Annotated in this window: 12 protein-coding genes; 3 read left to right on the forward strand and 9 right to left on the reverse strand. The window is 45.7% G+C overall.

Features of this window, described 5'->3' with window-relative positions; genetic code table 11:
* Window positions 1–6 precede the first annotated feature (6 nt).
* The 9 genes from alaS to HXT40_RS05755 form a co-directional block, all read right to left on the reverse strand.
* On the reverse strand, window positions 7–2,691 hold the full coding sequence (alaS, locus tag HXT40_RS05715) for an alanine--tRNA ligase (protein WP_421777221.1): 2,685 nt from the start codon (window positions 2,689–2,691) through the stop codon (window positions 7–9).
* A 206-nt stretch (window positions 2,692–2,897) separates the two neighbouring features.
* On the reverse strand, window positions 2,898–3,143 hold the full coding sequence (locus tag HXT40_RS05720; protein WP_076002651.1) for a hypothetical protein: 246 nt from the start codon (window positions 3,141–3,143) through the stop codon (window positions 2,898–2,900).
* Complete coding sequence (locus HXT40_RS05725) at window positions 3,143–3,589, reverse strand: DUF948 domain-containing protein (protein ID WP_004110334.1); 447 nt, start codon at window positions 3,587–3,589, stop codon at window positions 3,143–3,145. The genes HXT40_RS05720 and HXT40_RS05725 overlap by 1 nt, the downstream gene beginning before the upstream one ends.
* Before the next feature lie 148 nt (window positions 3,590–3,737).
* Window positions 3,738–4,412 carry a histidine phosphatase family protein gene (locus tag HXT40_RS05730; RefSeq protein WP_416090994.1) on the reverse strand — a complete coding sequence of 225 codons (675 nt, stop codon included), beginning with the start codon at window positions 4,410–4,412 and terminating at the stop codon, window positions 3,738–3,740.
* Window positions 4,413–4,553: 141 nt separating this feature from the next.
* Window positions 4,554–5,180: a 30S ribosomal protein S4 gene (gene rpsD / locus HXT40_RS05735; RefSeq protein ID WP_004105277.1), complete on the reverse strand. Its 627-nt coding sequence runs from the start codon at window positions 5,178–5,180 to the stop codon at window positions 4,554–4,556.
* A gap of 434 nt (window positions 5,181–5,614) precedes the next feature.
* Window positions 5,615–6,412, reverse strand: a complete 798-nt coding sequence (locus HXT40_RS05740) for an ABC transporter ATP-binding protein (RefSeq protein WP_416090992.1) — start codon at window positions 6,410–6,412, stop codon at window positions 5,615–5,617.
* 2 nt (window positions 6,413–6,414) lie between these two features.
* Window positions 6,415–7,626 carry an FtsX-like permease family protein gene (locus HXT40_RS05745; RefSeq protein ID WP_416090990.1) on the reverse strand — a complete coding sequence of 404 codons (1,212 nt, stop codon included), beginning with the start codon at window positions 7,624–7,626 and terminating at the stop codon, window positions 6,415–6,417.
* 38 nt (window positions 7,627–7,664) lie between these two features.
* A complete protein-coding gene (locus HXT40_RS05750; protein ID WP_004110325.1) occupies window positions 7,665–8,078 on the reverse strand; it encodes a DUF4418 family protein in 414 nt (137 codons plus the stop codon).
* 142 nt (window positions 8,079–8,220) lie between these two features.
* A complete protein-coding gene (locus HXT40_RS05755; protein WP_421777222.1) occupies window positions 8,221–11,220 on the reverse strand; it encodes an ATP-dependent helicase in 3,000 nt (999 codons plus the stop codon).
* 189 nt (window positions 11,221–11,409) lie between these two features.
* Here HXT40_RS05755 and HXT40_RS05760 point away from each other — a divergent pair, with 189 nt between their 5' ends.
* The 3 genes from HXT40_RS05760 (at window position 11,410) to HXT40_RS05770 (ending at window position 15,329) form a co-directional block, all read left to right on the forward strand.
* Window positions 11,410–11,991: a xanthine phosphoribosyltransferase gene (locus HXT40_RS05760; RefSeq protein WP_004110321.1), complete on the forward strand. Its 582-nt coding sequence runs from the start codon at window positions 11,410–11,412 to the stop codon at window positions 11,989–11,991.
* A gap of 647 nt (window positions 11,992–12,638) precedes the next feature.
* The gene (locus HXT40_RS05765; protein ID WP_421777223.1) at window positions 12,639–13,886 is read left to right on the forward strand and encodes an acetyl-CoA C-acyltransferase; all 1,248 of its coding nucleotides are present in this window, start codon (window positions 12,639–12,641) and stop codon (window positions 13,884–13,886) included.
* Between the two features lie 108 nt (window positions 13,887–13,994).
* Complete coding sequence (locus HXT40_RS05770) at window positions 13,995–15,329, forward strand: hydroxymethylglutaryl-CoA reductase, degradative (RefSeq protein ID WP_421777224.1); 1,335 nt, start codon at window positions 13,995–13,997, stop codon at window positions 15,327–15,329.
* Window positions 15,330–15,332 lie beyond the last annotated feature (3 nt).

The raw sequence follows: 15,332 nt of genomic DNA on the forward strand, positions 1-15,332 counted from the left end.
CACGCACTAGGCGAGCTTAGCTACTTCTGATTTCGCAGCTTCGAGAGCTTCATCAATCTTAGAAGCGTCTGTACCGCCGCCCTGAGCGAAGTCTGGCTTGCCGCCACCGCCACCACCAAGCACCTTGGAAGCAGTACGAACCAAGTCGCCAGCCTTAGCACCAAGACCGCGAGCAGCTTCGTTTGTAGCAACTGCGATCATTGGTCGATCGTCTTCATTAACACCAGCAAGTGCAACAACCACTGGAGCATCTTCACCTAAACGAGCACGAATATCTAGGACTGTCTTGCGCAAAGCATCGAATGAGCCAAAGTTGCCAACATTCTTAAGAGCCAACTTAACTTTTTCGTTACTATTCTTTGCTTCATCAACTAATGTTGGTACAGCTTCATTTAATTGAGCTTCGTAAACAGATGCAAGCTTACGATCAGAATCCTTCATCTTGTTAAGCAAAGATTCCAAACGTTCAGCTAACTCGTCTGGACGCGCGTTAACCATATCTGCTAATTGCGCAACCAAAGTGTGTTCACGAGCGCCATACTCGTACGCAGCTTCACCACAAAGAGCGTCAATACGGCGAACGCCAGAGCCAATAGAAGACTCGGAAAGGATTGTAACCATACCAATCTTTCCGGTGCTCTTAGCGTGAGTGCCACCGCAAAGCTCGCGGCTCCAACCGTCGCCGATTTCAACAACGCGCACAACATCGCCGTACTTTTCGCCGAACAAGTGCATTGCTCCAAGCTTAAAAGCGTCGTCGATTGGCATTTCCTTAGGAACAACCTGCAAATCGTCGCGAATACGCTCGTTTACGCGAGCTTCAACGCGAGAAAGCGCATCCTTATCAACAGCCTTTGGCCACTGGAAGTCGAAGCGCAAGCGGTCTGGATCAACCACGGAACCGCGCTGAGTTGCCTGTGGACCAAGCTCTTCGCGCAAAGCCTTGTGAAGGGTATGCGTAGCAGTGTGGCTTCGAGCCAAAGCAGCTCTACGAACCTGGTCAATATTGGTGTTTACAGGAGCACCAACGCTAAGAGTTCCTTCGGTAAGTCGGCAGCTGTGAACAATCAAATCCTTGATTGGTCGCTGAACATCGTCAACTTCCAAAATCGCGCCGTCATCGGAAATAATCTCGCCCTGGTCAGCAATCTGGCCGCCGCGCTCAGCGTAGAATGGCGTGCGGTCGAGAATAATCTCAACGTTTGCAGGAGCAGTAACGCTTTTAACAGAGCCCTTACCTGCTTCAACAATTGCCAAAACGTTAGAACGGCTGGAGAAGTCAGTGTAGCCAAGGAAGTCAATTGGCTTTTCAAGAGCCTTCTTAATATCGTCGTAAACGCTAACATCCACGTTGTGGCGCTTCTTCAAAGCATCAGCGCGAGCGCGACCCTTCTGCTCGCTCATAAGCTCGCGGAACTTAGCTTCATCAACCTTAACACCCTGCTCAGCTGCCATCTCAAGAGTAAGCTCAATTGGGAAGCCGTAAGTATCGTGCAAAGTAAATGCGTCGGAGCCGCCAACTATAGGGTCATCCTTATGCTCTTTCTTAGCTTTTTCAACAGCAAAATCGAGAATAGTCGTGCCCTTTTCAAGAGTGCGACGGAAAGCATCCTCTTCACCGTAAGCAGCTTCGCTAACCTCGTGGAAAGTATCGTTAAGCTCCGGATAGCTTGGCTCCATAGCAGACTTAGAAACTGGGAACAAGGTTGGCAAAACTGGATCTTGAACGCCGAGCATACGCATTGCGCGAACAGTTCTGCGAAGAAGACGACGAAGCACGTAGCCGCGGCCAACATTGCTTGGACGCACGCCATCGCTCATAATCATCAAAGCGGAACGCACATGATCTGCTACAACGCGGAAACGAACATCCGCATCAGCGTTGCTGCCATACTTTACGCCACTAAGCTTTTCTGCAGCTTCAATAACTGGGTAAACTTCGTCAGTTTCGTAAATATTTTCCTTACCTTGCATAAGGTAAGCCAAGCGCTCCAAACCAGCGCCAGTATCAATATTCTTTTGATCGAGTTCGCCAGCAATATGCAAATCAGTCTTAGATTTGACGTTATCTACCTGGTAATTTTCGAAAACCAAATCCCAAATCTCAATAAAGCGAGATTCGTCAGCAGCCGGACCTCCATCGCGACCATATTTAGAACCGCGATCCACGTAGATTTCGGAGCATGGGCCGCCAGGACCAGGGCCGCCTGTAGTCCAGAAGTTATCTTCCATACCGAAAACTTGCATATGCTCTGGGTCGAAGCCTTCGTTCTTCCAAATTGCGCGAGCTTCATCGTCATCAGTATAAGTAGTAACCCAAAGCTTTTCAGGGTCAAAACCGTAGCCGCCCTTATCTTGAGGACTAGTTAAAAGCTCCCAAGCATAGTGAATAGCTTCCTCTTTAAAATAATCGCCGAACGAGAAGTTACCAACCATCTGGAAGAAGGTGCCGTGACGAGTAGTCTTACCAACTTCGTCAATATCTAGAGTGCGAACGCACTTCTGATTCGAAGCCATACGACGCGAAGGAGGCGTCTGCTCACCAAGCAAGTAAGGAATAAACGGCACCATGCCGGCAATAGTAAACAATGTTGTTGGGTTCGGCGAAATAAGAGAAGCCGAAGGAACAACCATATGACCATTCTTAGCAAAATAGTCAAGATAACGCTTTGCAATTTCTGCTGTGCGCATACGTACGAACTCCTTGTGTAATTTTTAGCAAGACCCACGCAAACCGTCACAAATAACCGTCACAAACAAAAGCCACATGCAACGCTCACACGAAATCGTGCCGCATGACGCACGACGCAATCATGCAAACATTCAATATAGTACTTCAATACTTAACTTAACTAAACTTAGCAAAGTAACGAAATTATGAAAAACTCGTTTTTTATTTAAAATTCCCTATTCTTACGATTAGCATAACGAGAATTAAGCTCAGCTTCATGCTCTTTACGGCTAGTATTGAAATCTTTAAACAATCCCATTACTGTGCGCAATGTGATATTTTTCGGTTCCTTATCAAATATAAAATGACTAGCAGAAGACGGCATTTTTGCTTTAACATATGCACGAGCCTTCGTAACTGTAAGAACACCAATTACAATGCCAACAAACATCCAAAATAAACGCTTGAACATTACTCCCCCCTGCTTGCATTCTTAGTTGCATTCTTATCAGAGGATTCTTTTGAAGCGTTACTATTGGCACTATTCTTGTCTGTTGGCACAGTCGGCTTATTGAAGAAAGAAGAAACAGTATCTTTTAGAGCGTAACCGGCAGCTGCAATTTTTACGAGCGGTTTTCCAAGGAAAGCACCATACAAATCAGTAAGAGCACCAATATTCGTAACAGTTGTGCGCGTAGCTCCTGAAACAGCGTTTACATCGTCAAGAGTCTTATTAACTTGCTTAATCGTCGTCACAGACTCGTCAATTGCAGGCATCGCATGCTCACCCGACTCTTTGACAGTTTTCGCAATCTGATCGAACAACTTGCCCAATCTAATTAGCGGATAAATCAAAAAACCCGAAAGCACAGTAAACGCAATCGCGGCAATAAGAGCAGCTATGTCTCCAACGCTCATCGTAACCTCTTTCTGTACCATTTTTGCTTAAGACTTCACCGCGCTGAAAGCTAATACAACAGCAAATCAGACTACAGTTAAAACCATTCGCAATGACTTAAGACTAACGAACGGTAACGACGCATATAACAAAGTTAAAAAGTAGAATCTACTCGTTATAGCCTCGAATAGTAATGGCATTATCAATAGGTTTGGTAGTATCAAAATCAAGTCTGGTTACGCTTCCGTTTTGAGGGCGTTCGCTTAAATCGTAGCCTGCAGGCGCAAAACGGTGCATAAGACTTAGCAAAGTGTTGCCATGCGAAATTTGCAAAACATTATCTCCATCGTTAAGCAAAGAATTTGAAGCGATTAACGCAAAACCTTCTTCTACGCGAGTCCAATATTCGATATCTGACTCGGCATCGTGGAAAGGATCCGCTTCTTTAAGCATGTCACGAGTGGCTGCAAGCCCAAATTTTTCAACGATTTCGTTATAAGTGTGCGCTCCGTGAGGCGCTCCTGCAGCCCACCAAGCCATTTGCATATCTTGACCTTCAAAATAGCCGTAGCATTGCTCGCGAAAATGCATATCGCTTATAAGCGTCGGGCGCACGTTACCGGCAGCTTCATTTACGTCGAGAATACACTGAGCCGTGATTTGCGCACGAGTAGTATCCGAACAGTAAGCTGCAGCAAAAGCAATATTTTCTAGCTTTTTTGCAGCCGTGTCCGCATCTTTCAACCCCTTTTCAGTAAGCGGAGAATTTGACCAGCCTTGCAGTCGATTATAGCGATTAAATAGCGTCTGTCCGTGACGCACTAAATAAAGATGCAGCAACATAGCTCCATTATTGCACTAAGCGGTACATAACTGTCAAAAACACCAAACAAACCGATGAAATCGACAAAAACGCATTGACCCCTGCCACGCAATCGCATAGCAGGGGTCAAGCGGTATGTCCTTAAGAATTAAATCGGCGAATTAACGAGCGTAGTATTCGACGACGTACTGAATGTTGACTTCAACTGGAATCTGATCGACTTCCGGCTTACGAGTCAAAGTAGCCTTCAAAGAGGCAAGATTCACATCGAGGTAACCAGGAACTGCTGGCAAAACGTCGCGATGAACGCCTTCTGCAGCCATCTGGAATGGAACCATGGTCTGGCTCTTGGCACGAACCTGAATGGTCTGACCTGGCTTCACACGGTAAGATGGGCGATCGACAAGATTGCCATCAACCAAAATATGACGATGTACAACAAACTGACGAGCCTGGGCGGTGGTGCGAGCAAAGCCTGCACGCAAAACCAAAGCATCAAGACGAGTTTCCAAATCGGTGAGCATTGCGTCACCGGTCTGGCCTGCAGTGTGCGTACCCTTCTCGTAAGCAGCACGAAGCTGCTTCTCGGAGATGCCGTACTGAGCGCGAAGACGCTGCTTCTCGCGAAGACGTACTGCGTAATCGGACTCGGTGCGACGACGAGTGCGACCGTGCTCACCTGGAGCATATGGACGCTTCTCGAAGATACGCTGAGCCTTTGGGGTTAAAGCGATGCCGAGGGCGCGAGAAAGACGCACCTGACGGCGAGAACGCTGAATATTAGTCATAGCTAATCCTTTAATTCTGTCGTTATCTGAACGGAACGTGAACCAAGTTTTTAATCGATCGCAAAATCGCTTAAAATTATTCACGCTGAGCCGGCCTCTCCAGTGCTTCTTCGTGCTAACACACGAACGCGCAAGTATTAAAACGTTGAAATAACGCCATAACTACCGCGCGCCGACCCACTGATGGGCTAAGGCTCCAGATGATGCTTACACAAAATAGGCATCGTTTCTGATTCTACACACCCGTAAGAATAATTGTTGATATTTTTCGTACTGAGCGCGAAACTCACGTTGTAAGTTCCCCGGCAAATGTTCCACAAACCAGCCAAAACGCTCGCGCGAGTAACGCGCTCACTACGAAACTCGCGTTGGAAGTCCACTGGACTTCCAACTTAAGCGAGTTTCCGGATTGAAGTGCCTACGCGCGCTACGCTTCAAGCGCTCCGGCAAATCAATCCGCAATCCATTGTGTATGTGCGATCCGCACAACGAGCAGCCTCAACATCGTGAGTTACCATGAGCACTGCCACACCATTTTTTGCAGCCTCGCGCAATATTTTCACCACTATGCGAGTATGCTCTACATCCAAATCGCCAGTAGGCTCGTCAAGAATAAGAAGCTTTGGATTGTTTATTAGCGCGCGCACAATCATTACGCGACGCATTTCACCACCCGAAAGCTCACTTGGGTAGCACCACAGTAAATCTTCAATATGCAATTGCTTGCAAAGTTCTAACGCGCGAGTCTCGTTTAAATCTTCGCTTATTTCAGACTTACTTTCAGCAGACTTACTTACCTTAGACTTACTTTCAACAGACTTGCTTACTTCACAAGTACTAGCTGCAATTTGCACAGGTAAAAGTATGTTGTCATGCACAGTAAGATTTTGTAAAAGCGTCTGCGATTGCGTCACAAAACCTATATCACATGCGCGCAAACGAGACATTTTTGCATCACTAAAAGTGCGTTCAGAAATCTCTTCGCCGCAAACTTTTACACTTCCATGCGTTGGCTTCAATAACCCAGCAATCAAATTTAGTAAAGTAGATTTTCCGTTACCTGACTTTCCAACGATTGCCACAAAATCGCCGCTATTTAGCGCAAAACTCACGTTATTTACTGCAAAAAATTTGTGTTTTCTGCGCATAAATTCGCGAGTTACACGAGTAAGCTCAACAACAGGTAAAATATCAAACTCATTACTTGGCAGTTTTTGACTCTTATCTTCCATACTTACTCACCTGACCTAAGTGTCAAATACGTTTCGCGCATAGCAATACGCAATGTGGTAAGTGCTGAAGCTACAACAACTGCAACAAGCGCAAGTAGCACAGACGCTAACATAAGCACTGCTACTGATAGCGCAGTCACTTCCAAATACGGAAGCTGCAATTGTTCAGAAATAAGAGAACTGTAAGGGAACAATATAAGACTTGCAGACGCAACCCCCAATACTCCACCAACTAAGCCAAGTATCGTAGATTCTCTAACTACAACACCTAAAAGCATATTTCTTGTTGTGCCAAGTATGCGAAGAGAAGCAAACTCTTTTTTGCGCTCGTTTACAGATGTTGAAAACACTGCAACTAAAACTAGCAATCCAACTAGCCAGCACGCAGCAATTATAAAAGTCAACGTGCGAGTAAAAACACCAAGATTAGCTTGCGTAGTTGCTGTAATTCCGCCCGGAAAAACTATGCCAATGCTTGAAAGACCAGTTGTTTTGCGAATATTTTTTGCAACTTCTTGCGCGCTGTAACCCTTTTGTACTTTTACGAGAACTGCAGAAACTGCTTTTTTAGCATATTCCTTTGGAATAGCGGTATGCCCTACTTTCGTTGAATACTCAACTACTTGCGGCACACTTTCGCGTCGCACAAACACTGAATTATCAATGCTTGTGCCGGTTTTTGCAAGCTGCGCAGCTACAGGCCATTGGTGTCCAAAAAGACGAACAGTATTCATATAAGACACGATTACATTTGCGCCAGCAATCATCTCACCTTTTTGTAACTTCTGCTTATGTTGAGAATAAATCCAAGGACCTATAACAAAATCAGAATCGGGATCAAAACCAATAATTTGCAATTTTTCAGCGCAACATCCTGCAGAAAGCGAAGAAATATACGTTTGTGCACTCGCCTTTTGCACACCCGGAGAGCGTCTTACTAAATTCTCAATATCGTTAGTGAAATAAAAAGTGCTTGAACCACTGTTTGTAAGCAACGCTTCTGCCTTAGTGTGCGTACCTTGAGGGATAACCATAATATCGGCTCCCATGCGTTCTCGCATACTGTTCAAGCCGCGTTCAAGATTCATAGAAATCAGCGAGCCGCCGAAAAATATTGCAGACAAGCACGCAGATACAACAATAAGTGCAGCAGTGCGCAATGGCTTGCGTTTAAGATTTTCCAGCGGCAATCGCTTTAGCGTAATAGTGCGCATAATCTTGCTTTAGTAAGCTTTTCGAACTATTTGAACTATTAATCTTCTTTATTATCCAAATACACGGAAACAGCTGCGAACACCAATGCGAGCACAGACAGAACAATCAACGTTGGGCGCATAACGGATGCACAATGCATCATTGGGCTCTTGCACACGCCAATAAGGAATGTTGTAACAGCAAGCATAAGCAAAGCATTCACAACTACAGCAATATTTAAACCAATGCGAACATTTTCTTTAACAAATAACGCAATAATTCCAAGTACTGCAATAACTAAGCCAATTCCAACAGCTGCACGACCTGTGTAGTAGCATGCCATAGGTTGCATCATCATATGCATTTTGTGCATGCCTCCGGTTGAGCATGGCTTTGCAAACGTCAATGGTGCAATGGCAATAAGCAAGCCGAAAATAATTGCAGGAATTGATGCGAATAATTTGTTTTTCATAATTTATACCTCATTAAATGTATGTTTTTATTTTTTAGTGTCACATTTTCGTTAATGCAACACGCTTCTCGGCACCCACACCCGCGAATGCCACGTCCTTGTTAAAAATTTATCTTACATTAAAGTGCATAAATAGAAGATTTTACAATTTCTCGATTGGTGCAACTCTAAGCATTAGTCGCTTTACTCCATCGGAGCCGAAATCGACTGTAATAATTGAGTTTCTGCCCTTATCTTGCGTTGCTAGCACAGTTCCTAAGCCGTAAGTATCGTGAGTAATTTTGTCGCCAACTTGGAAGTCTTGAATATTTAGATGATTGTCTTTATTCATAACTGCGGAAGTTGAACCAACTTTTGTTGCGCTTGTTGAAGCCACAGTTTTTGCGGTAACTTTGCGCGTTTTTACTGCACTTGACTTAGACCAATTCGATTTAGAATAAGAAGAGCCGTAAGACGAGCCGTAAGAAGAGCCATAAGACTTGCTATAAGACTTTCCGTAAGAAGATCCGTAAGAACTCGAGCCATACGATTTATTTCTTCCGTAAGAACTCGAGCCATACGATTTATTTCTTCCGTAAGACTTAGAGCCATGCGATTTTTCAGAACTGTAACTGCTTCCACCATAAGTTGTTTTTTCACTAAACGCATCGCTATAATCGTCATCCCAGCCGCCGAAGTCGCTATCAAAATCGCCGCCAAAATCACTATCAAAATCGCTATCGAAATCATCGCCGCGTCTAGACGAAGCACCCCAACGCTCAACATCAGACTCTCTGCGCTTCCAATCAATCAAATTATCTGGAATCTCATCCAAAAACTGGCTTGGAAGCATATCTTGAGCCTGCCCCCATTGCGCACGAACAGCAGCACGCGTAACATACAAACGCTGCTTAGCTCGCGTAATACCAACATAAGCAAGACGACGCTCCTCGCAAAGCTCGCCATCGTCTTCCAAAGCGCGAGAATGCGGAAAAGTTCCCTGCTCCATGCCAGTTAGGAACACAACCGGATACTCCAAACCCTTAGCCGTGTGAAGCGTCATCAACGTAACTTTACCAGTGTCCTCATTTTCATCCGGCAATTGATCCGAATCAGCCACAAGCGCCGTCGTTTCAAGGAAACCAGCAACACTAGCATCCGGCGTATTCTGCTCATACTCAGCTGCAACCGACTGCAATTGTGACAAATTATCCACGCGAGCGGCATCTTGAGGATCTTCAGAACGTTGCAAATCCTCCAGCAAACCACTGTCGTTCAGTATGCTGTCAATAACTTTAGAAGGTTTCGAGTCATTGTTTTGCATACACGTAATTAAGTTGTGCATAAGCTCGCGGAACTCTTTAAGCTTGGTTGCAGTGCGAGTTGGCATGCCTTCGATTGACTCCAAATGCTCCAAGGCTTGCCAGAAGCTAACTCCTTGTGTTTGAGCATAAAGCGTCAGCAAAGCCTCCGCACGCGCCCCAAGCCCACGCTTAGGCACATTCAAAATTCGGCGCATATTCACATCGTCATCCGGGTTTGCCATAGATTGCAAGTATGCGAGCGCATCTTTTACTTCGCGACGCTCGTAAAACTTCGTGCCACCAACAAGCTGATACGGAAGACCTGCTTTAACGAGCGCATCTTCTAGCGAACGAGACTGTGCATTAGCGCGATACATAATCGCCATATCCGAATAAGCAACGCCCTCTTCACCTGCTAATCGCGCTATTTCTTGCGCAACCCAAGCTGCTTCCTGTTGAGCACTGTCTGCTGCATAACCAGTAATTGGAGCGCCCTTACCTAATGCCGTCCACAATTTTTTAGGCTTTCGTCCTTGATTATGCGAAACAACTGCATTTGCAGCATCCAAAATAGTTTGCGTAGAGCGATAATTTTGCTCAAGCATAATAGTTGTAGCGTTTGGAAAATCTTTTTCAAAGTCTTGAATATTGCGAATATCTGCTCCGCGAAAAGCGTAAATCGACTGGTCGGAGTCACCTACAACTGTGATTGATGCAGGAGTGTTATTTTGCTGAGATGGATTTGCACTATTTTGCTTTACATCCACTCCAGCAAGCTCGCGAATAAGCTCGTATTGAGCGTGATTCGTATCCTGGTACTCGTCTACAAGAATATAGCGGAACTTATGGCGGTAATATTGCGCAGCTTCTGGTACTTCGCGCATGAGTTGCACAGTTCGCATAATTAAATCGTCAAAATCAACCGCATTTGCTTGAGATAAACGATGCTGATATTCCGCATAAATAGTTGCGTAAACAGCTTCAGAATTGCCAGCGTGCGCAATTTGTTGACCTGCAACACCAGGCTTGTAATCGTTAGCATACATGTCTAGTTGCTCACGCCAAGTGATTAAACTATTTTTGCAATCCGAAATCTTGCCCAAAATGCTGCGTGGCGTAAAACGCTTAATATCAACGTTAAGCTCTGTTGCAATAATTTTTACTAATCGCTCGCAATCGGAAGTATCGTAAATAGAAAAGCCTGATTTTAAGCCAATATACTGTCCTGATCTGCGAAGTATTTTCACACATGCAGAGTGGAACGTCGAAACCCACATAGTATTTGCTTCGCTACCAATAAGTTTGCTTAAACGTTCACGCATTTCGGCAGCTGCTTTGTTTGTAAAAGTGATGGCAAGAATTTGGCTTGGCCAGGCACCTTTTTGGCTTAATATCCAAGCTATTCTTCGCGTAAGAACTCGCGTTTTGCCGCTTCCAGCTCCTGCTCCAATAAGCAGTGCCGGTCCGTCGTACTGGACTGCTTGAGATTGTTGCGGATTTAAGCCGTCGAGTAGTTTTTGCGCGTCAACTGCAACTCTAGAATGTGCGAAATTTTGGGAATATTCTTGAGATTCTTGAGGAAGCAGTTCTTGTTGGGCAAGAGCTTCTTGTTGGGAAGGCACTGATTCTTGATCAGACGCATATTCTTGCTGCGTAAAATCAGGCTCTTTAGCGTAAGCGTCAGCATACTCGTCGTAACTGTAGTTGGCATAATCATTCGCATCCGCAACATTCTCGTAAAAACGATCGTCAGAATCGAACGAATCAACTGGATTCCCCAACAAATCACTTACATATCCGTAATCGCTATCCTTTGCACTCATATTTGCATTCATACTTGCGCCCATACTTACGCTCATACTTGTACTCCATTAATGCTGCCAATTACCTACGTTTTAGCTTCAGCAATAAAACGCCCCCACGTTTTAATTGCGCACGTATTTAATCAGGTTTACCACATGCTGCAGTCGTTTTTACTCGTATTGTGTCACGAACTTGGGTATGCTTGAGCGTACTGCAATGTAATTGTTCGTAAGAAGGGGCGCATCGTGCAAGAACTGGAAGAACGCATTCTCCAAGATGGTATCGTAAAACCAGGCAATGTATTAAAAGTAGACGCTTTTTTGAACCACCAGTGCGATGTGAATTTATTTGATCATATGGGAGCCGCTTGGGCTGAGCATTTCCGCGACGCAAATATTACTAAGATTCTTACGATTGAAGCTTCTGGTATTGGAATTGCATGTGTTGCAGCACGTCATTTTGGCGGAGTTCCTGTAGTTTTTGCAAAGAAAGCTCAGTCAATTAATCTCGATGGCGACCAATACGTATCTACGGTATTTTCTTTTACAAAGCAGCGCGAGTTTCCGGTGATTGTGTCACGTAAGTATTTAAGTGCGGAAGATCGCGTGCTTATTTTGGATGATTTTTTGGCGAACGGCAAAGCTTTGCAAGGATTAATCGACATTTGCAATCATGCTGGAGCTAGCGTTGCCGGCATTGGAATCGCTATCGAAAAGGGCTTCCAAGGTGGTGGAGATGCGCTTCGTGAAGCCGGATATGACTTGGATTCGCTGGCGATTGTTGACGCGATGGATCCTGTTGACGGCTCGATTTCGTTCCGTAAGTAGCGCTCCGACCTGCTTTCGCGCTTAGAGCGTAGCGCGCGAAAGTAACTCGGAGCGGAAACTCGCGTTGGAAGTCCAGTGGACTTCCAACGCGAGTTTCGTAGCGAGCTTATTCCTCACGGCTATTGGTAGCCGTTCGGCTGATTTGGCTCAATTGTGAAGTACACCGTGCTTCACAATTGAGCCAAATCACGCTTTGAAGGAGCTTGAAATCCCAATGATTTCAAGCTCGGTCAAAGCGCTGCGCGAGCGTCCTTCGCTCAGTGCGAAAAATCTCAAATCTCTACCACACTGGTATTCGTGCAACTAAAGTCACGAAATTAAGCTGCGGTGGGGTGTGTGGTATTTGTGCCCGGTGTGACGTGTGCAGCAGCACGGATGTTAGCGTTCTTTGGACAGTAATAAATCAACGTTTGCAGAGCATTACTGCAAAGCTTCAGAAGGTTTGGGAGAAATACGACTCTTAATTTACGCGGCTGTAAAGTTTATGCCGGATTCAGGAGCGCAAACTCACTGAAGTAAGTCTAATTGTGAAGGAAACGAGAAAAATTTTTCGCAAATGGTAATTTTGTCGAAAAATACGATAAAGTAGTCCGGTTGGTATACTTCAACACGTATTGCAACAAACAATTGATTAGGTGGCTAAACATATGACTGAAGTGGTGATTGCAAGCGCTGTACGTACGCCTATTGGCAAATTCGGCGGCAGCTTATCTTCGCTTTCCTCAGTTGATTTAGGAACAATCGCAGCAAAAGCAGCAATAGAACGCGCTAGAATTAGCTCACACGACGTGGATCAAGCTATTTTTGGAAACGTATTACAAGCAGGCAGCGGACAAAACGTTGCTCGCCAAATTGCGTTAAAAGCAGGATTAGATACTTCTAGCAGCGCAATGACAATTAACGAAGTATGCGGATCCGGCTTAAAAGCAGTGCGCTTAGCACAATCCGCAATCGTTATGGGAGATGCGCAAGTTGTTGTTGCAGGCGGCACTGAAAGCATGAGCAACGTACCGTTTTACGCAACTAATTCGCGATTTAGCGGACACAAATACGGGAATTTTGCCCTTATTGACGGTTTGCAACGAGACGGCTTAAACGACGCTTTTACTGGCGACGCAATGGGCGTTACTGCAGAAAATGTTGCAGCAAAATTTGGTATTACTCGCGAAGCACAAGATATTTTTGCACTCAAATCTCACCAAAAAGCTGTTGCCGCTATTAAAAGAGGCGATTTTGCTTCTGAAATTGTGCCAGTAACGCTTGCAAACGGAACTGTTATAACTCGCGACGAGCATCCTCGCGAAGATACGTCTTTAGAGCAGTTGTCGAAATTGCGCACGCTTTTTAAAGCATCGGAAGAAACTGCGGACGCAACTTGCGAAGTTGGCGAGAACGAAGTTTGCAAGCACGAATCGACTGTAACTGCAGGAAACGCAAGCGGAATTAACGACGGAGCTGTAGCTCTAGTGCTTATGAGCAAAGATTACGCGCAAGCGCACGGAATTGAATATCTTGCGCAAATTGTAGGATTCGCAGAAGGCGGAATCGACCCAGATTTAATGGGATACGCTCCAAAACATGTAATGGAACGCATGCTAAATGCGACCGGCAGCAACGTTGATAACATTGACTTATTTGAAATAAACGAAGCGTTTGCAGCGCAAAGCATTGCCGTTTCGGAGCAACTTCATATTGACGAGTCAAAACTCAACGTACGCGGTGGAGCAATTGCACTCGGACATCCGCTTGGCGCTAGCGGAGCGAGGATTTTGACGACGCTTATATACGCTTTGCGAGATAGCAATAAGTTAAATGGAGTTGCTGCGCTGTGCGTCGGCGGCGGAATCGGCGTTTCTATGCAAATTAAAATGCGAAATAATCAAGCCAAAATGTAAAACAATAAAGTCAGAATGCAAAACAACTAAGTCAGAATGCGAAGCAACTAAGTCAGAATGCGAAGCGATCAGAAGCATTCGTAGTCTACAAATCATGAGGTGATTTCGATGACCGCTTTTCGTGAATTAAGCGTGGAAAATCGCATAAAAACCTTGCAAAATGAGGGCGCAATTAACGAGGCTGAGGCAGCATTTTTGCTTAAACAGTTTGCAGAAAGTTCTGATACTACAATTTCTGCAGACGTTGCAAATCATATGATTGAGCATCAAATTGGAAAGTATACGCTGCCGGTTGGCGTTGTGCGTGGGCTGATTGTGAACGGCGAAGTGCGTGACGTGCTGGTTGCAACTGAGGAGCCATCCGTGATTGCAGCTGCGTGCAATGGGGCGCGAATTGCTGCAGCGACTGACGTTGGATACGGAATTATTGCGCGCTCCCCACAATACGTGACTACAGCACAAATAGCTTTTGAGGACGCTGACGGGAGCGTGGCGGCGCGCTTGAGCAGAATCGTTGGAAATAAAGAAAAGGTTGCAGAACTGTTGCGCATTGCAAACGAGTCACACCCATCAATGAGTAAAAGGGGTGGCGGCGCGCGAAAATGCCGCGCTTCAGCTTTGCACGGCTTCGCAAAGCTCGAGATTGACGTAGACACATGCGACGCAATGGGCGCAAACACAGTGAACACTATGGGCGAAGCCGTCAAAGCCCAGCTGGAAAGCTGGCTCGGCGTGCAGGCGCTAGTTGCAATACTCACGAACACCAGCCGCGTTGCCACCACAGCAGAAGTGCATATACCGGTTGAAGCACTAGCATCCAGGCGGCTGGAAGACTCTGAACGAGAGCGCGAGGGAAAGCGCCTTGCGCGCCGAATCGCGGCATTGAGCGCGCTTGCCGCCAGCGACCCTGCACGCGCCGCCACGCACAACAAAGGAATCCTAAACGGAATCGCAGGAGCCGCGCTCGCGTCCGGGAATGATACGCGAGCGCTAGAATCGGCAGCACACGCGTGGGCGGCGCGCTCCGGTCGCTACCTACCACTGTCAAAGTGGAACACCGAAACTTTAAACGGAAAAACCATACTCCACGGCAGTATTGAAATTCCGCTACAGATCGGCATTGTCGGCGGCTCAATCTCATCGCTTCCAATGGCAAAACTCGCGATCAAAATCGGCAAATACAAAAACGCAAACGACTTTAGAAATACGCTTGCCGCGCTCGGTTTGGTGCAAAATCTTGCGGCTCTTCGCGCACTAGCAGGCCCTGGAATTCAAGCAGGTCACATGGCATTGCAGTCTTCAAACCTGGCAATTGCAGCAGGTGCCAAAGGTGCGGAAATCGCAGAAATCACGCATAATATTTTGCAATTTAGCCCTGCAGAAAGAACTACAGAAAAAGTTACGCAATTACTTCAAAAGTTACGAGAATCAAGTAAAAATTAAGAA

Origin of the sequence: Gardnerella sp. DNF01180P (assembly GCF_049244205.1) — a bacterium.
GTDB classification, from domain to species: Bacteria; Actinomycetota; Actinomycetes; order Actinomycetales; family Bifidobacteriaceae; genus Bifidobacterium; species Bifidobacterium swidsinskii.

What these genes read in the sequence shown, in the direction of transcription:
- HXT40_RS05720 (WP_076002651.1), bottom strand. Translation starts at nt 3,143, where the DNA reads ATGTTCAAGCGTTTATTTTGGATGTTTGTTGGCATTGTAATTGGTGTT.
- HXT40_RS05730 (WP_416090994.1), bottom strand. Translation starts at nt 4,412, where the DNA reads ATGTTGCTGCATCTTTATTTAGTGCGTCACGGACAGACGCTATTTAAT.
- HXT40_RS05750 (WP_004110325.1), bottom strand. Translation starts at nt 8,078, where the DNA reads ATGAAAAACAAATTATTCGCATCAATTCCTGCAATTATTTTCGGCTTG.
- alaS (WP_421777221.1), bottom strand. Translation starts at nt 2,691, where the DNA reads ATGCGCACAGCAGAAATTGCAAAGCGTTATCTTGACTATTTTGCTAAG.
- rpsD (WP_004105277.1), bottom strand. Translation starts at nt 5,180, where the DNA reads ATGACTAATATTCAGCGTTCTCGCCGTCAGGTGCGTCTTTCTCGCGCC.
- HXT40_RS05765 (WP_421777223.1), top strand. Translation starts at nt 12,639, where the DNA reads ATGACTGAAGTGGTGATTGCAAGCGCTGTACGTACGCCTATTGGCAAA.
- HXT40_RS05745 (WP_416090990.1), bottom strand. Translation starts at nt 7,626, where the DNA reads ATGCGCACTATTACGCTAAAGCGATTGCCGCTGGAAAATCTTAAACGC.
- HXT40_RS05740 (WP_416090992.1), bottom strand. Translation starts at nt 6,412, where the DNA reads ATGGAAGATAAGAGTCAAAAACTGCCAAGTAATGAGTTTGATATTTTA.
- HXT40_RS05770 (WP_421777224.1), top strand. Translation starts at nt 13,995, where the DNA reads ATGACCGCTTTTCGTGAATTAAGCGTGGAAAATCGCATAAAAACCTTG.
- HXT40_RS05725 (WP_004110334.1), bottom strand. Translation starts at nt 3,589, where the DNA reads ATGAGCGTTGGAGACATAGCTGCTCTTATTGCCGCGATTGCGTTTACT.
- HXT40_RS05755 (WP_421777222.1), bottom strand. Translation starts at nt 11,220, where the DNA reads ATGAGCGTAAGTATGGGCGCAAGTATGAATGCAAATATGAGTGCAAAG.